Origin of the sequence: Vannielia litorea, assembly GCF_900142295.1 — a bacterium.
Classification (GTDB): Bacteria; Pseudomonadota; Alphaproteobacteria; order Rhodobacterales; family Rhodobacteraceae; genus Vannielia; species Vannielia litorea.
Window position 1 is genome coordinate 1,196,960 of record NZ_FSRL01000001.1, and the last position, 22,985, is coordinate 1,219,944.

Annotated in this window: 20 protein-coding genes; 12 read left to right on the forward strand and 8 right to left on the reverse strand. The window is 65.8% G+C overall.

Annotation, left to right across the window (positions count from 1 at the left end; all coding sequences use genetic code 11):
* Window positions 1–123 precede the first annotated feature (123 nt).
* Genes BUR94_RS06040 through BUR94_RS06055 form a run of 4 tightly spaced genes read left to right on the forward strand, consistent with a single transcriptional unit; the run spans window position 124 to window position 3,858 of the window.
* On the forward strand, window positions 124–1,143 hold the full coding sequence (locus BUR94_RS06040) for a LacI family DNA-binding transcriptional regulator (RefSeq protein WP_074255326.1): 1,020 nt from the start codon (window positions 124–126) through the stop codon (window positions 1,141–1,143).
* A complete protein-coding gene (locus tag BUR94_RS06045) occupies window positions 1,140–2,213 on the forward strand; it encodes a Gfo/Idh/MocA family protein (RefSeq protein WP_074255327.1) in 1,074 nt (357 codons plus the stop codon). The genes BUR94_RS06040 and BUR94_RS06045 overlap by 4 nt, the downstream gene beginning before the upstream one ends.
* Window positions 2,210–2,950, forward strand: coding sequence for an SDR family NAD(P)-dependent oxidoreductase (locus BUR94_RS06050; RefSeq protein ID WP_074255328.1), 741 nt, complete (start codon window positions 2,210–2,212; stop codon window positions 2,948–2,950). The genes BUR94_RS06045 and BUR94_RS06050 overlap by 4 nt, the downstream gene beginning before the upstream one ends.
* Window positions 2,950–3,858, forward strand: coding sequence for an amidohydrolase family protein (locus BUR94_RS06055; protein WP_074255329.1), 909 nt, complete (start codon window positions 2,950–2,952; stop codon window positions 3,856–3,858). The genes BUR94_RS06050 and BUR94_RS06055 overlap by 1 nt, the downstream gene beginning before the upstream one ends.
* 250 nt (window positions 3,859–4,108) lie before the next feature.
* Here BUR94_RS06055 and BUR94_RS06060 read toward each other — a convergent pair whose 3' ends face one another.
* The gene (locus tag BUR94_RS06060) at window positions 4,109–5,935 is read right to left on the reverse strand and encodes a cation:proton antiporter (RefSeq protein WP_074255330.1); all 1,827 of its coding nucleotides are present in this window, start codon (window positions 5,933–5,935) and stop codon (window positions 4,109–4,111) included.
* Window positions 5,936–6,816: 881 nt separating this feature from the next.
* On the opposite strand from BUR94_RS06060, the gene BUR94_RS06065 reads away from it, so the two are divergent.
* Window positions 6,817–10,485 carry a vitamin B12-dependent ribonucleotide reductase gene (locus tag BUR94_RS06065; RefSeq protein WP_074255331.1) on the forward strand — a complete coding sequence of 1,223 codons (3,669 nt, stop codon included), beginning with the start codon at window positions 6,817–6,819 and terminating at the stop codon, window positions 10,483–10,485.
* A 359-nt stretch (window positions 10,486–10,844) separates the two neighbouring features.
* Here BUR94_RS06065 and BUR94_RS06070 read toward each other — a convergent pair whose 3' ends face one another.
* From BUR94_RS06070 to BUR94_RS21025, 4 genes are all read right to left on the reverse strand, one after another.
* Window positions 10,845–11,489 carry an SGNH/GDSL hydrolase family protein gene (locus BUR94_RS06070; protein ID WP_074255332.1) on the reverse strand — a complete coding sequence of 215 codons (645 nt, stop codon included), beginning with the start codon at window positions 11,487–11,489 and terminating at the stop codon, window positions 10,845–10,847.
* 137 nt (window positions 11,490–11,626) lie between these two features.
* Window positions 11,627–12,214: a HEPN domain-containing protein gene (locus BUR94_RS20425; protein WP_139301233.1), complete on the reverse strand. Its 588-nt coding sequence runs from the start codon at window positions 12,212–12,214 to the stop codon at window positions 11,627–11,629.
* A complete protein-coding gene (locus tag BUR94_RS06075) occupies window positions 12,214–13,290 on the reverse strand; it encodes a ParA family protein (protein WP_074255333.1) in 1,077 nt (358 codons plus the stop codon). Before BUR94_RS06075 ends, BUR94_RS20425 begins: the two co-directional genes overlap by 1 nt.
* A 341-nt stretch (window positions 13,291–13,631) precedes the next feature.
* A complete protein-coding gene (locus tag BUR94_RS21025) occupies window positions 13,632–14,342 on the reverse strand; it encodes a L,D-transpeptidase (protein WP_074255334.1) in 711 nt (236 codons plus the stop codon).
* 151 nt (window positions 14,343–14,493) lie between these two features.
* Here BUR94_RS21025 and BUR94_RS06085 point away from each other — a divergent pair, with 151 nt between their 5' ends.
* Together BUR94_RS06085 and BUR94_RS06090 are read left to right on the forward strand one after the other, a co-directional pair.
* A complete protein-coding gene (locus BUR94_RS06085) occupies window positions 14,494–15,090 on the forward strand; it encodes a hypothetical protein (protein WP_175570427.1) in 597 nt (198 codons plus the stop codon).
* Between the two features lie 69 nt (window positions 15,091–15,159).
* Window positions 15,160–15,801, forward strand: coding sequence for a pyridoxamine 5'-phosphate oxidase family protein (locus BUR94_RS06090; protein ID WP_074255336.1), 642 nt, complete (start codon window positions 15,160–15,162; stop codon window positions 15,799–15,801).
* Between the two features lie 76 nt (window positions 15,802–15,877).
* On the opposite strand, the gene BUR94_RS06095 is transcribed toward BUR94_RS06090, so the two are convergent.
* From BUR94_RS06095 to mazG, 3 genes are all read right to left on the reverse strand, one after another.
* Window positions 15,878–16,306 (reverse strand): FKBP-type peptidyl-prolyl cis-trans isomerase, encoded by a 429-nt coding sequence (locus BUR94_RS06095; RefSeq protein WP_074255337.1) that lies wholly within the window; start codon window positions 16,304–16,306, stop codon window positions 15,878–15,880.
* 189 nt (window positions 16,307–16,495) lie between these two features.
* A complete protein-coding gene (locus BUR94_RS06100) occupies window positions 16,496–17,491 on the reverse strand; it encodes a Fe(3+) ABC transporter substrate-binding protein (protein ID WP_074255338.1) in 996 nt (331 codons plus the stop codon).
* 258 nt (window positions 17,492–17,749) lie between these two features.
* The gene (mazG, locus tag BUR94_RS06105) at window positions 17,750–18,571 is read right to left on the reverse strand and encodes a nucleoside triphosphate pyrophosphohydrolase (protein WP_074255339.1); all 822 of its coding nucleotides are present in this window, start codon (window positions 18,569–18,571) and stop codon (window positions 17,750–17,752) included.
* 60 nt (window positions 18,572–18,631) lie between these two features.
* On the opposite strand from mazG, the gene BUR94_RS06110 reads away from it, so the two are divergent.
* The 5 genes from BUR94_RS06110 (at window position 18,632) to BUR94_RS06130 (ending at window position 22,884) form a co-directional block, all read left to right on the forward strand.
* A complete protein-coding gene (locus tag BUR94_RS06110) occupies window positions 18,632–19,801 on the forward strand; it encodes a M20 aminoacylase family protein (RefSeq protein WP_074255340.1) in 1,170 nt (389 codons plus the stop codon).
* A 3-nt stretch (window positions 19,802–19,804) separates the two neighbouring features.
* Window positions 19,805–20,767: an agmatinase gene (gene speB, locus BUR94_RS06115; protein ID WP_074255341.1), complete on the forward strand. Its 963-nt coding sequence runs from the start codon at window positions 19,805–19,807 to the stop codon at window positions 20,765–20,767.
* 60 nt (window positions 20,768–20,827) lie between these two features.
* Complete coding sequence (locus BUR94_RS06120; protein ID WP_074255342.1) at window positions 20,828–21,199, forward strand: hypothetical protein; 372 nt, start codon at window positions 20,828–20,830, stop codon at window positions 21,197–21,199.
* A 108-nt stretch (window positions 21,200–21,307) separates the two neighbouring features.
* A complete protein-coding gene (gene nuoF / locus BUR94_RS06125) occupies window positions 21,308–22,594 on the forward strand; it encodes an NADH-quinone oxidoreductase subunit NuoF (RefSeq protein ID WP_074255343.1) in 1,287 nt (428 codons plus the stop codon).
* Entirely contained in the window at window positions 22,591–22,884 is a 294-nt protein-coding gene (locus BUR94_RS06130) for a hypothetical protein (protein WP_074255344.1), read from the forward strand. The genes nuoF and BUR94_RS06130 overlap by 4 nt, the downstream gene beginning before the upstream one ends.
* The last annotated feature ends 101 nt before the right edge of the window (window positions 22,885–22,985 follow it).

A 22,985-nucleotide genomic window follows, 5' to 3' on the forward strand; every position in this document is an offset into this window, starting at 1 on the left:
GACGGACGTTAGGGGCAATGATACTCGTATGTCAACGGGTATTTTGCGGCATTGCCTCCGCCGCCTGCCTCGCGCAGGCTAGGCCGGAAAAGCAGGTGCAAACGACCGTGTAGGAGGCCGCGAATGCCGCAGGGTGACAACAGGAAGGTGACGCTCAAGGACGTCTCGAAAGCCTCGGGGCTGTCGTTGATCACCGTGTCACGGGCGCTGCGTCTGCCAGAGACGGTGCATCCCGACACCCGCGCCAAGATTCAGCAGACCATCGAGGAGATCGGCTATATCCCCAACCTCACCGCGCGCTCGCTGGTCTCGCAGCGCTCGGACATGATCGGGGTGGTGGTGCCGATCCTGGCCAGCTCGCTGTTTGCGGATTTTGCCCAGGGTGTCAGCCACGTGCTGGAGCCCGAGAAGCAGCAGATGCTGCTCGCGGTCTCCGACTGGTCGCCGCAGAAGGAAGAGGAGGCGGTGCGGACCTTCATCGCCCGGCAGGCCGATGCGATCATCGTCACCGGTTTTTCGCACAGCGAGGCCACCACCAAGCTCCTGCGCCAGTTCGCGGGCCCCGTGATCGAAGCCTGGAACCTGCGCGACACTGCGATAGACAGCGCCGTCGGCTTCAACAACTACGCGGCCTCCGTGGAAATGACCCGTTACCTGGTTGAACGGGGCTACCAGAACATCGTGATGGTTGGCGGCGCGGCCCATCACAATGACCAGGCCGAAGACCGGATGCGCGGTTTTGTCGATGCCATGCGCGGCGCGGGGCGCAGCGTTGGCGAGGACACGATCGTGGAGTTCGACAACCCGGCCACCCTCCAGGGCGGCGTGGCGCTGATCGGGCAACTCATGGCCCGCAAGCACAAGCCCGACGCGATCTTCTTTCTTGCCGAACTGCCCGCCCATGGCGCGATGCTCTGGTGCATGTCGAACGACGTTCGCGTGCCGGACGACGTGGCGATTGCCGGTTTCGGCGATCTCAGCCTCTCGGCGCTGCTGCCGGTGCCAATGACCACCGTGCAGATCAGGGGCCGCGATATCGGGGAGCGCTCGGCCAGCCTGGTGATGGACCGTCTGGAGGGCAGGGCGGAGGGCGCCGCCACCCATGACATCGGCTACCACCTTCAAATCAGGGAAAGCACATGACCTCACCCAACGGCCCTGTCCGGGCCGCCATCATCGGTGCCGGGCATTTCGCCTATCGCATGCATATCCCCGTTCTGGCCGCGCGCGAGGACGTGGTGCTCGACTCGGTCTGCCGCCTCGGGCGCAAGGAGCTGGACCTGATCGCGGGGGAGTTCGGATTTGCCTTCGCCACCGAGGATTGGCGCGAGGTGCTGGAGCGCGAGATCGACATCGCGGTGATTTCGTCGCCGCATAACCTGCATTACGAGCAGGCCAAGGCCTTTCTCGAGAAAGGCTGTCACGTGCTGGTTGAAAAGCCGATGTGCCTCGATCCGGACGAAGCCTGGGACCTGGTTCGGGTGGCCGAGCGCACGGGGCGCGAACTGCTGGTGGCCTATGGTTGGAACTACAAGCAGGGCCTCGACGAGATGCGCGGCATGATCGGCGAGATCGGCGAGATCGAGCACGTCGTCTGCCACATGGCCTCTTTCACCCGCAGCATCTTTTCAGGTGGTACCCTGTCGAACTGGCAGCATATCGCCATCCAGCCCGACCGCAGCACCTGGGAGGCGCCCGATCAGGGTGGCGGCTATGCCTATGGCCAGCTCTCCCACGCGCTCGGCATCCTCTATTGGCTGACCGACCTGCGGGCCGCCTCGGTGCGCTCGGTGCTGTTCGACGCGCCCTCGCAGATCGACCTGCACGACGCTGCTGCCGTGCGCTTTCAGAACGGCGCGACCGGCGTTTTCTCTGGCAGCTGCGGGGTGCCCAACGGCCATGGCTTCGAGGTGGATATCCGCCTCTATGGCAGCAAGGGCTCGGTGCTGCTGGATATCGAGACAGAACGGCTGGTGCTGAAGCTCCCTGACGGTGAGACGCGGGTGGCCGAGGTTCCGCAGGGCGCCTGGAAATACAGCTGCGAAGGCCCGGCCAACCGGCTGGTGGACCTGGCGCTGGGGCAGGGCCGCAACGAAAGCCCCGGCGAGGTCGGTGCCCGCGCCGTCGAGACTCTTCACGCCATCGTCGCCTCGGGCAAGGCCCAGGGGGCGGAACAGATCATCAAGCAACACCAGAAGGCAGCTGCAGAATGACAGACTTCACCAATCAGACCGCCATCGTCACCGGGGGCGCACAGGGCATCGGCCGCGCCGTCGCGGACAGGCTCGCCAAAGGCGGCGCGCGGATCGCCATCTGGGACCGCGACAAGGCGCTTGGCGACACGGCCGCAGAGGAGATTGGCGGCGGCGCCTTCGCCTGCGAGGTCGATGTTTCGGATTGGGCCAGTGTCGAGGCCGCGATGACGGCCACGCTGGATACGGCCGGCCGTGCCGATATCCTTGTGAACTCCGCCGGGATCGCGGGCTCCAACGGGCCGCTGGTCGATTACCCGGTCGAGGAGTTTCGCCAGATCACCGAGATCAACCTGCTCGGCACCTTCCACGTCAACCGCGCGGTCGTGCCCGCGATGACCGCTCAGGGCTATGGCCGCATCGTCAACATTGCCTCGGTCGCGGGCAAGGAGGGCAATCCCATGGCCAGCGCCTATTCGGCGTCGAAGGCCGGGGTGATCGGGCTCACAAAGTCGCTGGGCAAGGAACTGGCAGACAAGGACATCGCGGTGAACTGCGTGACGCCTGCCGCCGCGCGCACCCGGATCTTCGACCAGATGAAGCAGGAACACATCGACTACATGCTGTCGAAGATCCCGCGGGGGCGTTTCCTGGAGCTCCACGAGGCGGCGGCGATGATCGCCTGGCTCTGCTCGAGGGAAAACAGCTTTACCACCGCCTCGGTCTTCGATCTGTCGGGCGGCCGGGCGACCTATTGATGGCGCATTGGCTGGACGGGATCGCGCTGGTCGACGCCCATCACCACTTCTGGGAGTTGTCGCGCTTTCCCTATCGCTGGCTGGCACCGGATGCGCCGCCCGCCCGCTTTGGCGACAAGGCCTCGATCCGCCGGGATTTTCTCCCGGCGGATTACCTCGCGGCGTTCGACGGCCTGCCGCTCTCGGCCAGCGTTCACGTGCAGGCCAATTGTGGCGCTGCCGACCCGGTGGATGAGACCCGCTGGTTGCAGGAGCTTTCCGACACCACCGGTTGGCCCAGCGCGATCGTGGCCGAGGTCGACCTGACCGAGCCCGGGGCGGAGAGGCAGATCGCCGCACACCTGCAATCGCCCGCCCTGCGTGGCATCCGCACGCCGGTTGCCTGGGACGAGGCGAGGCGCTGGCGCGTGGCAAGCAAGCCCGGAGTGCTGGCGGATGCGCGGTTTCGCGGCGCGTTGTCCGCGCTGGTGGACGGTGACCTCTGTCTTGAATGTGTCGTGGTGCCCGCGCAGCTGCCCGAAGTGCTCGACCTCGCGCAGGCGCAGCCCGGTCTGAAGATCGTGCTCAACCACTGCGCCACGCTGGAGCCGGGCCAGCCGGGCAACCTGCACACCTGGCGCGCCGGCATCGAAGCGCTGGCCGAAGTCCCGAACGTTTTCGTCAAGCTGTCTGGCCTCTGGGCGGTTGATCGGACCTGGCGGGCTTCTGTTCTTCTACCGCACGTCACGCACCTGCTCAGCTGCCTCGGGTCGGACCGCATCCTTTATGGGTCGAACTTGCCGGTCGAGGGCGTCAACTGCCCGCTCGCCCGACAATTCGAGCAATTGCACGAGGTACTCGGCGATCAACCCGCCGACGCCCTGAATGCCATCTTCTCCGACACGGCGCGCCGGCTATACCGGCTGTGAGCGACGGAATGCGAGACGCTTTTTTTTGGCGAGTCGAGCGCGGTGCCGGGGCAGCCGGGGGCACGGGCTGCGCCTGCGTCAGCTTGTGTGCCATCTCGCTCGCCTGCCGGCTTCACTGGCGCATGAAACGGTGCAATCCCTTGCCGGATGCCTGGTGGAACGTCGCCTCATAGTCAGCTGATTTTAAACAGGTCTGATCGGCCCATGGGACTCTCCCCCCCGGCCATGAGAACCGCCGGGCCGGGAAGGCTCAGGCGGTTTCTTCCTGCGGGGGGATCGGTTCGGGCTCGGAGACCAGCGCGACGAGGCGGGCGCTCTTTTCGAGCTTTGCCGATGTGAACTCGGAGCGGAACTCGATGCGGCCATCCTCGCGCAGCACCGCCAGCGGGATCGCCTCGGGCCATTGCTCGATGAAGTCGGCGAGGCCGAATTGCTCGGTCAGCCGCGAGATCTTGACGATGGCCCCGTCGCGCAGCGCCCCGTTGAGCGCCTCCAGCGTGCGGCCTTCGCCGATGGACCGGCCGGAGAGGCCGGAGGGCAGGGCGTGGCGCTCGCGGTTTTCCTTGGAGCGGGGCAGGCGCCATACCCTGTCGCGGCCGAACTCGGGGCCAAGGTCGGTGACCACGAGGGTGTTGTAGGCGTCGTTGTCGGAGGCGGCGAGGACGGTGGAAAACTCGAGAAACTCGACCGAGTGCTCGGCCGCCTCGCCGAGGATGTCGCCGTAGAAGCTGGGCAGCCCGGCGGCGCGGGCGTGGCGCAGGTTGGCGTGGTTGGTGTCACTCACCAGAACGGGGAGGCCCGCGGCCTTGAGCGCCTCGGCCAGCTCGGTGGTGAAGCGTGAGCCGCCGACGAAGAGCACGCCGGGCACGTCGCCTCCCGACAGGCCGAGGCGGCGGGCCATCGGTGCGATGGTGAAGCCGTGCAGCACCACGGTGGCGGCGACAAGGACGAAGGCGAGCGGGCCGACGAGCGTGCCATCGGCCACCCCGGCGGCGGCCATGCGCTCGCCGAAGAGCCCGGCCACGGCCACCAGAACCACGCCGCGCGGACCGGTGAAGGCCACCAGCACGCGCTCACGCCAGGGCAGGTCGGTGCCGATGAGCGAGACCAGCACGGTGATGGGCCGGGCCAGCAGAACGATGGCCAGCACGAAGAGCACCGCGCGCCAGGTGAGCTGGCCCAGCGAGGCGAAGTCGAGCGAGGCGGCCAGAAGGATGAAGAGGCCCGAGACCAGCAGGACGGTGGCGTGCTCCTTGAAGCGGCGCAGCTCCTCGTAGGAGGGCAGGTTGGCGTTGGCGATGACGATGCCGGTGATGGTGACGGCGAGCAGGCCGCTCTCGTGCATCACCACGTCAGACAGGGCGAAGCCGCCGAGGACGGCGGCGAAGAGCACCGGCACCTTCATGTATTCGGGCACCAGCGCGTCGCGGAAGGCCTTTACCAGCGCGAGGCCCACGGCGTAGCCGAGCACGGCGGAGAAGAGGATGCCGAAGATCAGCCAGCCGAGGCCGTCGTTGCCGGCGCCGTTCAGCATCAGCACCACCTGGAAGGCGAGGACGGCGGCGAGGGCGCCGATCGGGTCGTTGACGATGGCTTCCCATTGCAGCAGCGCGGCCGGGCGCTTGCGCAGGCGGGCGTGACGGAGCAGCGGGGCGATGACGGTGGGGCCGGTCACGATCATGATGCCGCCGAAGACAACCGAGGCTTCCCATCCCAGGCCCGCACCGTAGCGCAGGGCGAGGGTGGAGGTGAGCCAGCCCAGCGGGGCGCCGATGGCCACGAGCCGGAAGACGCCGCGCCCGGCGCCGGCGAGTTTCTTGAAGTCGAGGGTGAGGCCGCCCTCGAAGAGGATGATGGCCACGGCCAGGGCGATCAGCGGTTGCAGCAGGCTGCCGAACTGGGCCACCGGGTCGATCAGGCCAGTGACCGGGCCGACGACCACGCCGAGGCCGAGCAGCAGCACGATGGCCGGAAGCTGGAAGCGCCAGGCCACCCATTGCGCGGAGACCCCCGCGAGGCCGACGAGGGCCACGGCGGGGACGGTGCCGATCAGGGTCGTGGTCTGCTCGAGTGCCATGGCGCGCGGATCCTCGGGTTGGGGGCGTGTGCGAAGTTGCACTCTCGGCGAAACGCACAGGTTGGGCAACCGTTCACGTGGGGGGATCAGATGAGTCGGGCCAAGCGCGGGGTTGCGCGACACCTGGAAGGATCAGCCGGGGTGGCGGACCACAAGATGTAGTGGGGTCGGGCAGGGCGACATTTGTGCAAACCCGCATCCGACGGCTGGGCGGTGCCTTGCCGGTGCCGACCTGTTGCCGAATTGTCGGGCATGTGCCGAAGCCGTGGGAGGGGGGAGAGGGACTGTGGAGAACAGGAGGGACAGGGCGATGCTGCGCCTTGGGCCGATCCGAAAAAACCACTATATTTCGTGGCGGTTGGGCGATGGACCTACATCAGGTGGTGAAGTTTCTCCACTTGTGAGTGAATCATCCGCGGGGCGAGGGGTTCGCCGGATCGCCCTTCCGTCAACCAAAAAGATTGGCATTTGGCGCGCATTTTAGCGTTGACGCTTCGCCCCCGGATCGGGTTTCTTGTGGGGGCCGACTAACCCGCCACAAGATGTTGGGGTCAGGGCGAGGCGGCAGGGGGCACACCCGGGGCGACCCGGGACCGGGGATAAAGGGGCGCACAACGCCCTCCGGCCTTCTGCCACTCGTCGAACGCAACACGGCCTTCCGGGACACCGGGGGCAAGCGGGAGGGTCGCAAGAGGGACGGTCACTTGACCACATCAGCCGAGAGGCAGGCCGCGCACAGCCTGTCACGCCCGAACGAGCCTGTTCGGCGGCCAGCCTTCTGCGCCTGGCGGCAGGGTGAAAGCGCGTGGCCGCAGCCGCGCCGGGACGCAACAGACAGGTGCCAGCCAAAAAGGCGCCGAACGTAGAAGAGGCATGTGACCATGAAGATCGAACGGAAGTTCACCACGTCCAAAGGCGCTGCGTATGGCGGGTTGGAATTTACCACCACCACCTCCGAGATCCGCAATCCCGATGGCTCCGTGGTGTTCAAGCTCGACAACCTGGAAGTTCCGGCATCCTGGAGCCAGGTCGCCTCTGACGTGATCGCGCAGAAATACTTCCGCAAGGCCGGTGTTCCGGCCCGGCTGAAGCCGGTGAAGGAAAAGGGCGTGCCGGAGTTCCTGTGGCGCTCCGTGGCCGACGAGGCCGCCCTGGCCGAGCTGCCCGAGGACGCCCGCTACGGGGGCGAGACCTCGGCCAAGCAGGTGTTCGACCGCCTGGCCGGCGCCTGGGCCTACTGGGGCTGGAAGGGTGGCTACTTTAGCACCGAGGCCGACGCCAAGGCCTATTACGACGAGATGCGCCACATGCTCGCGACCCAGCGTGCCGCGCCCAACTCGCCGCAGTGGTTCAACACCGGCCTGCACTGGGCCTATGGCATCGACGGCCCGGCGCAGGGCCACCACTACGTGGATTACAAGACCGGCAAGCTGACCAAGTCGAAGAGCTCCTATGAGCATCCGCAGCCGCATGCGTGCTTCATTCAGTCGGTTTCCGATGACCTCGTCAACGACGGCGGCATCATGGACCTCTGGGTGCGGGAAGCCCGGCTCTTCAAGTACGGCTCGGGCACCGGCACCAACTTCTCGTCGCTCCGGGCCGAGGGCGAGAAGCTCTCGGGCGGCGGCAAATCCTCTGGCCTGATGGGCTTTTTGAAGATCGGCGACCGCGCGGCCGGGGCGATCAAGTCGGGCGGCACGACCCGGCGGGCGGCGAAGATGGTGATCGTCGATGCCGACCACCCCGATATCCAGGAATACGTGAACTGGAAGGTGAAGGAGGAGCAGAAGGTGGCTTCGCTGGTCGCCGGCTCCAAGATGCACGAGGAGAAGCTGAACGCGATCTTCGCCGCCATCCGCGCCTTCGACGGGTCGGAAGAGGGGGCCTATGACCCCAATGCCAACGACGCGCTGAAGGGCGCGGTGAAGGACGCCAAGAAGGCCCGCATCCCCGAGACCTACATCAAGAGGGTGCTGGACTACGCGCGGCAGGGCTATGCCTCGATCGAATTTCCGACCTATGACACCGACTGGGACTCGGAAGCCTATGCGACGGTCAGCGGCCAGAACTCCAACAACTCGGTGCGGGTCACCGACGCCTTCCTCAAGGCCGTCAAGGACGATCTGCCCTGGGAGCTGCTGAACCGGACCAACGGCAAGGTGGCCAAGACCATCAGCGCGCGCGAACTCTGGGAAGACATCGGCCACGCCGCATGGGCCTGCGCCGATCCGGGCATCCAGTACCATGACACCGTCAACGCCTGGCACACCTGCCCGGAAGACGGCGCGATCCGGGGCTCCAACCCCTGCTCGGAGTACATGTTCCTCGACGACACCGCCTGCAACCTGGCCTCGATGAACCTGCTGACCTTCCTGAAGGACGGCAAGTTTCAGGCCGAGGACTACGTGCACGCCACCCGGCTCTGGACGGTGACGCTGGAGATCAGCGTGATGATGGCGCAGTTTCCCTCCAAGGAGATCGCGCAGCGGTCCTACGACTTCCGGACGCTGGGGCTGGGCTATGCCAACATCGGCGGCCTGCTGATGAACCTCGGCCTCGGCTACGACAGCCGCGAGGGTCGGGCCCTGGGCGGTGCGCTGACCGCGATCATGACCGGCATCTCCTATGCCACCTCCGCCGAGATGGCCGGGGAGCTGGGGGCCTTCCCCGGCTATGCCAAGAACGCCGAGCACATGCTCCGAGTGATCCGCAACCACCGCCGCGCCGCCCATGGCGAGACCAAGGGCTACGAGGCGATGAACGTGAACCCGGTGGCGCTCGATCACGCCGGCTGTCCGGATGCCTCGCTCGTCGCGCTGGCCAAGGCGGCCTGGGACGAGGCCTTGGCCCTCGGCGAGAAGAACGGCTACCGCAACGCGCAGGTCTCGGTCATCGCCCCCACGGGCACGATCGGGCTGGTGATGGACTGCGACACCACCGGCATCGAGCCCGACTTCGCCCTGGTGAAGTTCAAGAAACTCGCCGGCGGCGGCTACTTCAAGATCATCAACCGCTCGGTCCCGGCCGCGCTCAAGAAGCTGGGCTACTCCGAGGCCGAGATCGGCGAGATCATCGCCTATGCGGTGGGCCATGGCAGCCTCGGCAATGCGCCGGGCATCAACCACACCGCGCTGGTGGGTCACGGCTTTGGCCAGGCGGAGATCGACAAGGTCGAGAAGGCGCTGGCCTCGGCCTTCGACATCCGCTTCGTGTTCAACCAGTGGACGCTGGGCGAGGCCTTCTGCACCGAGGTGCTGGGCATCCCCGCCGCCAAGCTGAACGACCCGACCTTCGACCTGCTCTCCTCGCTGGGCTTTACCCGCAAGCAGATCGAGGCGGCCAACGACCACGTCTGCGGGACGATGACGCTGGAGGGCGCACCGCACCTGAAGGACGAGCACCTGAGCGTGTTCGACTGCGCCAACCCCTGCGGCAAGAAGGGCAAGCGGTTCCTGTCGGTCAACAGCCACATCGACATGATGGCCGCGGCCCAGAGCTTCATCTCCGGGGCGATCTCGAAGACGATCAACATGCCCAACGACGCCACCATCGAGGATTGCCAGGCCGCTTACGAGCGCAGCTGGCAGATGGGGATCAAAGCCAACGCGCTCTACCGCGACGGCTCCAAGCTCTCGCAGCCTCTCGCGGCCGCGCTGGTGGAGGACGACGAGGAGGCGCAGGAGGTGCTGGAGAGCGGCGCGCCCGCCGAGAAGGCCCAGGTGCTGGCCGAGAAGATCATCGAGAAGGTGATCGTGAAGGAAGTGGTCCGCGCCCAGCGGGAGAAGCTGCCGCACCGCCGGAAGGGCTATACCCAGAAGGCCGTGGTGGGCGGGCACAAGGTGTACCTGCGCACGGGCGAGTATGAAGATGGCAAGCTCGGCGAGCTATTCATCGACATGCACAAGGAAGGCGCGGGCTTCCGGGCGATGATGAACAACTTCGCCATCGCGGTTTCGGTGGGTCTGCAATACGGGGTGCCGCTGGAGGAGTTCGTGGACGCCTTCACCTTCACCAAGTTCGAGCCGGCCGGGATGGTGCAGGGGAACGACAGCATCAAGAACGCGACCTCGATCCTCGACTACATTTTCCGCGAGCTGGCGGTGAGCTACCTCGACCGGACCGACCTCGCCCATGTGAAGCCCGAAGGCGCGGCCTTCGACGATCTCGGGCGCGGCGAGGAAGAAGGGGTCTCGAACATCTCCTCGGTGAGCGAGAGCGCGGCCAGCAAGTCGCTGGAAGTGCTCAAGCAGATCTCCTCCTCGGGCTACCTGCGCAAGCGGCTGCCCTCCGACCTGGTGGTGCTGCAAGGCGGGCTGGGCGGCAATCTGGCGGGCGCGGTGGCGCTGGATGCGGGCGTGGATCCGGTGGTGGCATTGGAGACGCTGGTGCCGGAAACCTCGAGCGTGGCGACCGGGCTGGACGCGCGGGCCAAGGCCAGGATGCAGGGCTACGAAGGCGAGGCCTGCGGCGAATGCGGCAACTACACCCTGGTGCGCAACGGCACCTGCATGAAGTGCAACACCTGCGGCGGCACCTCCGGGTGCAGCTGAGGACACGGGATAACCCCTTGATACGGGGCTAAAAAAATCCGGGGCGGGTGCGCTCGCCCCTGGCGCAGTTCAGGCCGCAGGCAAATAAACCGGGCGGTACCAACGATGAGCCTGAACGGCGAAACTGGGGAGCTTCGGCTCCCCTTTTTCTTGCGCAATTCAGGGCCGTCGGACGGCGACCGGGCCTTGCGGATATGCCCGGATGGGGCGGCGGGCAGGGGCGTTAACCACGAAAAACGGGATACACAACCGATACACAACCCATGCACAAACCGGGCCTATGCAAAATTGCAGGACGAGAGAGGTTAACCCGCCGTTCCGCCTGCCGTGATGCGCCCCTTACGCGACGTCAGGGCGGCTCAGCGCCGGAGCAGGGGGGCGACGAGGGCGGCGATGCGGGCCGATCCCTTGGGGGAAGGGTGGGTCCGGTCGGCGGCGAAGAGCGAGAGGTCGGCGGGGCTGAAGACATCGTCCATGTCGACCAGCGTGACGCCCGCGTCGCGGGCGGCCATCCGGCCGAGGCGCGCCTCCAGCTCGCGGTAGGGGGCGACGCAGGCGGTGCCGGCAAAGCGCGGCGAGGTGTAGTAATCGGCCCAGACCACGCGGGAGCCGCGCTGGCGGAGGGAGGCGACTAGGGCGGGGATGGCGCCGCTGCGGCCATCGGTGGAGATCAGCCGGTCGAGCACGGGGCCGCAGCGGGTGCAGTCGCAACTGGCGCTGATGTCATTGGCCCCGCCGTTCAGCACGACCCAGGGGGCGCTGACACCGCTGAGCTGGGTGGGGATGTTGAGGGAGCCGGTGCCGCCGGCGAGTTTGGCGAGAGGCAGGGAGACATCACCCACGGGCTCGCCGAGACGGGCCTGCAGGGCCCGGGCGACGGAGGCGCCGCTGCCGCGGTTCCAGGCCATGACGGAGTCGCCCGCGACGACGACGCGGGCGTTGTCCGGCACGCCGGGGGCGCAGGCGGCGAGGAGGAGGAGCGGGAGGAGGAGCCAGCGGGTCATGCTGGATGAGGTAGGGTTGTGGGGGGAGGGGGCAAGGTTGGGGAGGGGCTTGCCACTGTGGCTGTGAACACCCTCCACCCAGCTTTCGGATGGTTAGTCAATGGTAGCTTCTCGGCCGTCGAACATCGTGGGGAAAATCAAGGCGTTACGCTCTCGATCACATCAACAATGTCCTGAGCCAAGTCCACAAGAAAGCCCGCCGCGTCCAAAACATCCTCTGCGTAAATTTCCCAGTAAACAAAACTAGAATTACTTGGAACCAGATCCCCCTCGTGAGCCACTCTGTTTCTCCATCTCCAAATGAGATCCAACTTCTTCCGCGTCACTTTTGAATCTCTCCCACTAAATTTCTCAAGCTCTGACCAGATGTTCAATGAAATCGAAGAAAAACACTCCTTTATGTTTTCAGAACCTACAAAGGAACGAAAGGAGTTGGTCTTGCGCACGAAAAGATCAATTTCAGTTCCAATATGGGCTTCCCCGCGAGCGGCCACACTGAAGGGTACTTTTAGCTTCACGCTCTCTGGACAAGAAGCAACTCTTCTCGCGACCTCCACTCTAATCACCTCGTGAATAAAAAAGTCGAAAGCTCCGACGATAAGCATCAAGCTTCCACGGATGGCGGTATTCTGATCCTTAACGGGCAAGGCCGAAGCCTCACTGATAAGACTCGTTGCATCCGCAACGCACTTCTGAAATCCATCCTTTGCAAAATGAAAAGCCATTATATGTGCTTGAGCGCCAGGGAGATTTTCTGCGCGGCATTCTTGTAAATCCCATCGAATGCTGCTACGCTGGCAATTTGATTGTTCGCAACTGAACCAGATGTATTGATATCGTCCCGGGTGAGCGTGAAAACTGGCTTCGAAAGATCTTGCGAAATCGCCATCAAGCTATTGAAATCTGGCACCTCTACCATGAAGTCTTTCGGGTCTGCTTCCATCTCATCATACGCGTCTTCGTCAAGTAAAAAACCCGCAGTTTCGAAGCTTTCGAAAAGATCAGACCGGAGCACCGACTTGAGGTTATTGAACCACTTTTCGAAAGCACGGGTTGGCCGATCCTCTCCATCCCTAAGTCTCTTGCGGTAGTTTTGCACAATTGATCCGACAAATTTAACCGGCTTCCCAGTCCACGGATAATCTGCCGACTTTAGTATTGAATTTTCTCCAGCATTCTTGGACCACTCCCCCCAAACAGGTAGCGTTTTTGCCAAGGATCGGAGTGCCATCGCAGAGAAGAAATCTGGCGCCATCGGTATGACGAATGCGTCACTGCTCATCAAGATGTTCTGGTTCAATGCCCCGAGGCTAGGGCTCAGATCGATGAGCACAACATCAATGCCGTTCTTCTCTGCTGTCAGATTTATAGAATGAGCAATTGCACCTGGTATATTTTGGAAATTCACAAGGGCTCCACCTAGCTCATGCGCGATCGCCAACCTACTTTCATATTCCGAAAGCCCAACATGCCCCGGAAGGATGAAAAGGTTGGACCTTCCGGGAACTGATTGTATCTCGGAGGCCTCAATTGGTCGAGGGCGCCCATCAAACGCGGGTGCAACGGAATCTTTAATGTTTCTTGGATTCTTTACATCGCTAGTTTCATAAGGGTACTCTTCGTCTTGAGAATACTCCAGCATGAGCCCCGTAAGATTGCACTGCGGATCGCAGTCGACGAGAAGAACCTTCTTTCCCTGTTCTGCTAGCTTCCAACCGATGTTGAAGGTTGAGGTTGTTTTTGAAACACCCCCTTTGTGGTTGAAAAGGGAAATTCGTTTGGCTTGAGGTTTTTTGGGCATTTGTACTTTCCGAAGTCGCAGTTTTCCCGACGTAACCATAGATCTGTATGAAAAACAATGTGCTAGAATGCGTAAGCTTGGAGTTTCCGTGTCAACAAGGTCGCGGCGCTGAAGCAGGGTTCATGCTAAGGGGCTGGGAATTTCGGTCTCTTTAGGACCAATGGTGATATGCCTCTGTCAGATTTTGCTTAATATCACGCTTTTGAACGGTGCGGCCCCATCAATCAGGTGCAGCGCTTTCCGGTCGTTCGTCCGGTTCCCGGCTAAGAACCGTTCCTCGCCCGTTGTTACATGTGGGTTGTGGGCGCCTCCCAGCGTAAGGGCTTCGGCGCGACACCCCCCTACAGCGTCGACGTATCCTCGAGCGGGTTGCTCGCGGCGACGCCCATCGTACCCGCGGGCGCGGCCCAGCGGCCGGAGGCGCTGTCGGGGAGCACGATCACGCGGGTGCCGTTGGGGGTGGTTTCGGCCAGGTGCATGGCGTCCTGGTTGAACATGCGGATGCAGCCCGAGGAGGCCTGCTTGCCGATGGAGGAGGGCTCGGAGGTGCCGTGGATGCGGTAGAGCGTGTCGCGGCCGTTGCGGTAGAGGTAGAGGGCGCGGGCGCCGAGGGGGTTTTCGAGGCCGCCGGGCTTGCCGTTCCGGATGGGCCCGTAGAGCTCGGGGTCGCGGCGGACCATGTTGGCGGTGGGCGTCCAGTAGGGCCAGTCGCGCTGGAAGGCGACGTTGGCTTCGCCGGAGAAGCCGCGTCCGGCCTGGGCGACGCCGACGACGTAGCGCATGGCGCGGTTGTCGCCCATCAGCCGGTAGAGCCGCTTGGCGCCGGGATCGACGATGATGGTGCCGGGCGCATGGGGCGCGAAGTAGGCGACCTCCTGGCGGGCGGTCTCTTCGGTGATGTACTGGTCGGGCACGCCGGGCACCAGGATGTCGCCGTCCTGCACCGGCGCGTAGAGGGCGCGGGTTTCGGGCGAGAGACCGGTGGGATCGGTGATCTCGGCACAGGCGGCGAGGGACAATGCGGCGACGGCAAGCAGGAGGGGACGGAACATCGGGCCTTGGGTGTTGGTGCAGACTTGGAGCAGGTGTGCCCGAGGGGGCCGTCAAGGGCAAGGGGGTGCGACCCGTTCAGCCGCAAATCGCCTGCCGCGATGAAGGTTGCCGAGGGGCGGGCAAAGGGACTACCGTAAAAGGCGAGTCAAGTTGACGCAGGGGGAGGGGGCGATGGTCGATTGGGTGGTGACCGGCAACAGCAACGGGATGGACCGCATGCTGGGCTATCAGAGGGTGCTGCGCGAGATGCGGCAGTTCGTGGCGAACAACGCGGCCGGGACGATGACGATCAACATCCACCGCTCGCCGGGCAACGCCCCGCCGACCACCAGCCTGACGATGAGCGCCAACAACTTCACGGTGACCCACATCAACGGGCATGCGATCAACTACAACTACGGGGCGCTGCTGCCTTTCCTGGCCTCCGATCTCGATGCGTTTCCGGCCGGCGCGGTGCAGGTGAGCCTGCCGGTGAAGGCGAAGCTTCTCTACATGCTGCCCGAGGCCGCGCGCAGTGTGCCGATCGAGGAGGATTTCACCCGCGTGATCCAGGCGATGGGCACGGCGATGGTGGACCTGAACCGCTGGTTCGTGCCGGTGCATGTCTATGACAAGACCTGCACGGCGGTGGGGCTCGACTCGGCCAGCCCGGCCCGTCCGCTGACGGCGGCGGACTACCGGCAGTATGCCAACGGGCTGGGCAACGTGAAGGACAAGCACGACCTGCTGCAGATGTTCCCGGCCTGAGCGCTGCGGGGCTTGACGGCGCGGGGGTTGCCGTGTCGGCTGGCGCGGCACGGGCCGGAGGGGTGCGGGATGAGCCATGACGAGACAGAGGTGATTGCGGATGAGGCGGACCTTCGGGCGCTCTATCCGCCGGTGAGCGAATTGGCGGCGATCAAGGCGATGGCGGCGCTGGACGGGCACGCGCGGGCCTTCATCGCGCGTGCACCGTTCCTGTGTCTGGGCACTCAGGGTCCGGGCGGGCGCTCGGATGTCAGCCCGCGGGGCGATGCGCCGGGGTTCGTGGAGGTGCTCGACGCGGGAAGGCTGGCGATACCCGACCGCCCCGGCAACAACCGCCTCGACAGCCTAGTGAACATCCTGGCCAACCCGTCGGTGGGGCTGCTGTTCATGGTGCCGGGCTATGACGAGACGCTGAGGGTGAACGGCCGGGCCAGGCTGGTGCGCGATACGCGGCTTCTCGAGCGGATGGCAGTGAACGGCAGGGCGCCGAGGCTGGCGATCATGGTGGAGGTGGAGGAGGTTTTCCTTCATTGCGCCAAGGCATTCCGCCGCTCGAAGCTCTGGGACCCGGACGCGCGGCAGGACCGGAGCGAGATGCCGAGCCTGTCGAAGATGATCCTCGACCAGACCCGGGGCGCGCCGGAGGACGAGGGCGAGATGGCGAAGATCGACGCAGGGCTGGAGGAGGCCTACGCAAAGTCGATGTACTGAAGGCGCACCGGGAGCGGGGCGCGCGCCGTTTGCGCCTGCGGCCCGGCGAGACGCGGGCCCGCTCCCGACGGCCGCCTCAGGCGATCTCGACCAGTTCGACGTCGAAGGTGAGGGCCTTGCCGGCGAGCGGGTGGTTGGTGTCGAGCATCACGTGCTCCTCGGTCACCTCGACCACGGTGACGGGCATGACCTGGCCCTGCGCGGTTTGCACCTGCAGCTGGGTGCCGGGCTCGGTGGGGATGTCGGCGGGGATGGAGGCGCGTTCGACGGCCTGCACGCGGTCGGGCTGGTGCTCGCCGTAGGCCTCGGCGGGCTCGACGCGGACGGAGCGCTTTTCGCCCACCGCCATGCCGGTGACGCCGGCGTCGAGGCCGGGGATGATCTGGCCGGCGCCGAGCTCGAAGGTCAGCGGGTCGCGGCCCTCGGAGCTGTCGAAGACGGTGCCGTCGTCGAGCGTGCCCTTGTAGTGCATGTGCAGCGTGTCGCCCGGTTTGGCCTGGGTCATGGGGATGTCCTTTCGGGGGAGGGTGGGTTTGCCGGGGGCGCGTGATGCGGGCTGCCCGGATGTTGACAGGCAACCTCGCAAATGGGACCCGAATTGTAAACCGGGGCATGAAAAGGGCCCCTTCCGGCGGTGCGGAAGGGGCCCGATGCTGTGGCGGACAGGGCCCGCCGGATGGGTGTGGTGGCCGGATCAGCCGTCGTAGTCGACCTGCTCGATCAGCTTGATCGCATCGGGGCGCAGCTTGGCGAGGTCGACGAGGTCGGTGTCGTCGGGGGTGAACTCGCCCCAGCTGCGGACCAGCTCGGAGGCTTCGGTGCCGGGGCCGACGGGGTACTCGTTGTTCACCTCGGCATAGATTTCCTGCGCCTTGGAGGAGGCGAGGAATTCGATGAACTTCACCGCGTTGTCCTTGTTCGGGGCGGCCTTGGTCAGCGCCACGCCGGAGATGTTCACATGGGTGCCGCCGTTCTCGAAGGTGGGGAAGACGATGCGCACGCTCTCGGCCCATGGCACCTGCTCGGGGTCGGCCAGCATGGCGCCCATGTAGTAGGTGTTGCCGAGCGAGATGTCGCATTCGCCGGCCCAGATCGCCTTGACCTGCGCCCGGTCGTTGCCCTCGGGCTTGCGGGCGAGGTTGGCCTTGACGCCTTCGAGCCAGGTGCGGGTGTACTCTTCGCCGTGGTGGTGCAGCATCGCGGAGACCAGCGCCACGTTGTAATCATGCGTGCCGGAGCGGGTGCAGATGCGGCCTTTCCACTTGGGGTCGGCCAGGTCCTCGTAGGTGGTCACCTCGCCGTCGGCCACTCGGTCCTTGGAAGCGTAGACGATGCGGGCGCGGGTGGTGACGCCCCACCACTGGCCATCGGGGCCGTGGAGCGCGGCGGGCACGCTGTCGGTCAGGGTCTGGGAGGAGAGCGGCTGGGTGACGCCGGCCTCGACCAGCTCGTTCAGCCGGGCGATGTCGACGGTCAGCACCACGTCGGCGGGCGAGCGGTCGCCCTCGGCCTGGAGGCGCTCGACCATGCCCTCGTTGAGGAAGGCGACGTTGACGTCGATCCCGGTCTCGGCGGTGAAAGCCTCGGTCAGGGGCGCGATCAGCTCGGGCTGGCGGTAGGAATAGACGTTGATCTCGTCGGCCATGGCCGGGACGGCAGTGGCGACAAGGGCGAGGGTGGTGCGGAACATGGGAACCTCCTGTTGGTGCTGGGCGGCGTTAAACCTGAGTCTTTTGCTTGGGTCAATGGGCGAGTTTTTTTATCGGGTATAAATGCACGGTGGCGCGGGCAAGGGGGAAGCGCCGCGCATGCGAGGCGCCCACCCACCCGCCCCGCCTCGCCATGCGCGGCGCGCAAGGGCCGGCGTCGGTTGGCGTGCGAGGTCGGAGTGGGGGGCAGCCCCACACCCCCGGGGATGTTTTCGGCAAGAAAACTTGGGGCGGGCGGGCTATTCGGCGCGTTTCGCGGCCGTCCAGAGGGCGTCCATCTCCTCGAGGCTGGCCTCGGAAGGCGTGCGGCCCCCGGCGGCCAGCGCATCCTCGATGGCGGCGAACCGGCGGGTGAACTTGGCGTTGGTGCGGCGCAGCGCGGCCTCCGGGTCCACGCCCTTGTGACGGGCGAGGTTGGTGAGGACGAAGAGCAGGTCGCCCATCTCGTCTTCCAGCGCGTCCGCGTCGCCCTCGGCCTCGGCCAGCTCGGCGGCCTCCTCCTGCAGCTTGGCGAGCACGTCCTTCACATCGGTCCAGTCGAAACCGACGCGGGCGGCGCGCTTTTGCAGCTTGAGGGCGCGGGTGAGGGCGGGCAGGCCAAGGGCGACGCCGTCGAGCGTGCGGGTCTCGCCCTTCAATTCGCGTTCGGCGGCCTTTTGCCGCTCCCAGTCCAGGGTTTGCTGCTCGGCCGACTTGTCGCGGGACTCATCGCCGAAGATGTGCGGGTGGCGGCTGACCATCTTGTCGGCGACGTTGCGGGCGATGGAGGCGAAGGTGAAGTGGCCGTCTTCCTTTCCCATCTGGGCGAAGTAGACGGCTTGCAGCAGCAGGTCGCCCAACTCGCCCTCGAGCTCGCCCCAGGCCCGGCGCTCGATGGCATCGGCCACCTCGTGGGCCTCCTCGATGGTATAGGGGGCGATGGTGGAATAGGTCTGCTCGATGTCCCAGGGGCAGCCCCGCTCGGGGTCGCGCAGGCAGGCCATGATGGCGAGAAGCCGCTGCATCTGGCGGGCGTCGTCTTCCGTGGCGTCGAAAATCAGCGGGTCTGTCGGGTCGGCCATTGAAGGTGGGCTCCGGATCGGATTTGGTGGCAGTCGTCCCGCGAGAAGGAACCCCAGCCCATGCCCATCGTCAACCGCATCGCCGGCTATGCCGAAGAGATGACCGCCTGGCGGCGGCATATCCACAGGCATCCCGAGCTGGGATTCGACTGCCACGAGACGGCGGGATTCGTGGCGGAGCGGCTGCGGGACTTCGGGGTGGACGAGATCCATGAAGGGATCGCGCAGAGCGGGCTGGTGGCGCTGATTCACGGCAAGGGGCAGAGCAAGCGGCGGCTTGGCCTGCGGGCGGACATGGACGCGCTGCCGATCGAGGAGGCGACGGGGGCGGAGCATGCCAGCACGGTTCCCGGCAAGATGCATGCCTGCGGCCATGACGGCCATACGACGATGCTGCTGGGCGCGGCGAAGTACCTCGCCGAGACCCGCAACTTTGCCGGCACGGTGGCGCTGATCTTCCAGCCCGCCGAAGAGAATGGCGCGGGCGGGGAGGCCATGGTCAAGGCCGGGATCATGGACCGGTTCGGGATTACCGAGGTTTATGGCATCCACAATGCGCCGGGCATGGGCGAGGGCGAATTTCTGACCACGCCGGGGCCGATTCTGGCGGCGGTGGACAGCTGGGAGGTGACGGTGAAGGGCGTGGGCGGCCACGGCGCGATGCCGCACCAGACGCGCGACCCGATCGTGGCGGCGGTGGGGATCGTCAGCGCGGTCAACACCATCGTCAGCCGCAACCACTACGCGATGGAGGAGCTTGTCGTCAGCGTGACGCAGATCCATGCGGGCAGCGCCGACAACATCATCCCGGACTCTGCCTGGATCAACGGGACGGTGCGCACGCTTCAGCCCGAGGTGCGCGAGATGGTCCGGCGGCGGTTGGCGGAGATCGTGGCCGGGCAGGCGGCGGCCTACGGGGTCGAGGCCGAGCTGGTCTATCACGAGGGCTACCCGGCGACGGTGAACACCCCGGAGAACGCGGGCTTTGCCGCCGATGTCGCCGAGGAGATCAGCGGAGAGGGCCGGGTCGAGCGCGAGGGCACAGCCGAGATGGGGGCCGAGGATTTTTCCTACATGCTGGAGGCGCGGCCGGGGGCGTTTCTGTTTCTGGGCCAGGGCGAGGGGGCCTCGCTCCATCATCCGAAGTATGATTTCAACGACAAGGTGGCGCCGGTGGGAGCCAGCTTCTTTGCCCGGCTGGTCGAGCGGGCGCAGCCGGTGGAGGCCTGACATATGGCTTTGGAAGATGCAAAGACACAGGTGGATCAAGCCTTTACGCGAGAAACTTCACGCGGGGCGAGCTTTGAGAACACCTTTGGCGGGGCGACGAGCTTCTTGCGGCGACGCTACACGAAGGACCTGGCTGGCTATGACCTCGCGGTGACTGGCGTGCCCTTTGACCAGGCGGTGACCAACCGGACCGGCACGCGGTTCGGCCCGCGGGCGATCCGGGAGGCGAGCACGCTCCAGCCCTACGACCCGCCCTATGGCTGGGATTACGACCCGCTGGAGGAGCTGGCGATTGCCGACTACGGCGACCTGGCCTTCGATTATGCCAAGGTCTGGGAGTTTCCGGCCGCTCTGGAGGCTCATGTGGCCGGCATTCTCGACGCGGGCTGCGGGTGCATCACGTTGGGGGGCGATCACTCGATCACCCTGCCGATCCTGCGCGCCCACGCCAAGAAGCACGGGCCGCTGGCCTACATCCAGTTCGACGCCCACACCGACACCTGGGTGGATGACGACGCCGAGCGGATCGACCACGGCACCTTTGCCTACAAGGCGGTGAAGGAAGGACTGATCGACGTGACGCACGCGGTGCAGGTGGGCATCCGCACGGTCAACCCCGACACGATGGGGATCCAGATCGTCGATGCGCCGGAGGTGCATGACATCGGGCCGCAGGCGGTGGCGCAGATGGTGCGCGAGCGGGTGGGCGACCGGCCCTGCTATCTCAGTTTCGACATCGACGGCCTGGACCCGGCCTTTGCGCCGGGCACGGGCACGCCGGTCTGGGGCGGGCTGAGCTCGGCCCAGGCGGCGGCGATCCTGCGCGGGCTGGCGGGGATCAACCTTGTCGGCGGCGACGTGGTGGAGGTGAGCCCGCCCTTCGACCATGCGGGCATCACCGCCGTGGCGGGGGCGCATGTGGCGATGGAGCTGATCTGCCTCTGGGGCGCCGGGCGGCGCGGCTGAGCGCAAGGGCGGGGCGCGTTTCCCGCCGCGAAAATGTGGCGCGGCCACGGGGAGAGAGAGATGTTCAAGACGACTGTGACGGCCTGGCTGGTGCGGCTGGCGATCACCTGGGTGGGCGCGGGCCTCATCGCATTCCTGGTGGCCGACTACGTGTTGCGCCAGAACGTGGACGCGGTGGGCGCGGCGATGGGCGAGGTGGGCGCGGGCGTGGCCCGGATCGAGACCGGGCTGGCCGGGCAGGGCGCCGAGATCGCCGCGCTGAAGGCCGCACTGGCGGCGCAGGCCGAGGAGATCGCGGCCCTGGCCGGGGCGGGGGCTTCGCCGGCCCAGGACGTGTCGCCCGAGGCGGAGGCGGATGCGCCGGCGCCGGTGGAAGAGACGGGCGCGCGCGAAGAGCCGGCGGAGGAACCGGCGGCACCGGCCTCGGAATAGGGGCCTCTTCCGGCGTCGCCTTGCGCCGGTCTGGCGGCACTTCGCACTTTCAAATGCCGGGGGCATCCGCTATCTCCCGGGGTGCGAAGCCGAATTTGGAGCCAGCCCATGTTGCAGGACAGCGACCGCATCTTCACCAACATCTACGGGATGCACGACCGCACCCTGAAGGGGGCGCAGAAGCGGGGGCACTGGGACGGGACGGCCGGCATCATCCAGAAGGGCCGCGACTGGATCGTCAACGAGATGAAGGCCTCCGGCCTGCGCGGGCGGGGCGGTGCGGGCTTTCCGACCGGGCTGAAGTGGAGCTTCATGCCCAAGGAATCGGACGGTCGCCCGGCCTACCTGGTGGTGAACGCCGACGAGTCCGAGCCCGGCACCTGCAAGGACCGGGAGATCATGCGCCACGATCCGCATACGCTGATCGAGGGTTGCCTGATCGCCAGCTTCGCGATGAACGCGCATGCCTGCTACATCTACATCCGCGGCGAATACATCCGCGAGCGCGAGGCGCTGCAGGCGGCCATCGACGAGGCGTATGATGCGGGCTTGGTGGGCAAGAACGCCGCCGGCTCGGGCTGGGACTTTGACATCTTCCTGCATCATGGCGCGGGTGCCTACATCTGCGGCGAGGAGACCGCGCTGCTGGAGAGCCTCGAAGGCAAGAAGGGCATGCCGCGGATGAAACCGCCGTTCCCGGCGGGCGCGGGCCTCTATGGCTGCCCGACCACGGTGAACAATGTGGAATCGATCGCCGTGGTCCCGACCATCCTGCGCCGGGGCGCGGCCTGGTTCGCAGGATTCGGCCGCCAGAACAACGCGGGCACCAAGCTTTTTGCCGTCTCCGGCCACGTGAACAACCCCTGCGTGGTGGAAGAGGCGATGTCGATCACCTTCGAGGAGCTGATCGAAAAGCACTGCGGCGGTATTCGCGGCGGCTGGGACAACCTGCTGGCGGTGATTCCGGGCGGCTCCTCGGTGCCCTGCGTGCGCGGCGAGAAGATGAAGGATGCCATCATGGACTTCGATTACCTGCGCGGCGAGCTGGGCTCCGGCCTCGGCACCGCAGCGGTGATCGTGATGGACAAGCAGACCGACATCATCAAGGCGATCTGGCGGCTCAGCAAGTTCTACAAGCACGAGAGCTGCGGCCAGTGCACGCCCTGCCGCGAAGGCACAGGCTGGATGATGCGGGTGATGGGCCGGCTGGTGAAGGGCGAGGCCGGCGTGGAGGAGATCGACATGCTCTTCGACGTGACGAAGCAGGTCGAGGGCCACACGATCTGCGCCCTGGGCGATGCCGCGGCATGGCCGATCCAGGGGTTGATCCGCAACTTCCGCGACGTGATCGAGGATCGCATCGCCGGCAAGCGCGGCGCGATCGCGGCGGAGTGAGCGGAACCCTCGTTCTGGCCGCGCAGGCCATCGGCATGGTTTCGGCCCTGATCCTTTCGGGCGCCATTGCGCTCGTAGCGCTGCGCGCCGGCCTCGGCATGGGCGTTGCGGTCGGGGTCGGGCTGGGGATGCTCGTGCTGGGCCTCGTGGTGCCCTACGCGCTGCGGACCGTGGGCTTCTCGCTCGGGCTTCCGCCTGAAGTCTACATCTTTGCCTATCCGGTCTGCGGGCTCCTGTCGTCGATCCTTGCCCTTGTCGTCGCGCTGGTGAGCTGGCCGCGCCCGCAGTAGCGGTAAACCGCCGAACTTCATGAAAATCAAGGACATGTGAGGGTCTGTCAGTGGATGACAGTCCCCTTGTTATTGCATAGCGGCAGGGGCCGACCCATCTG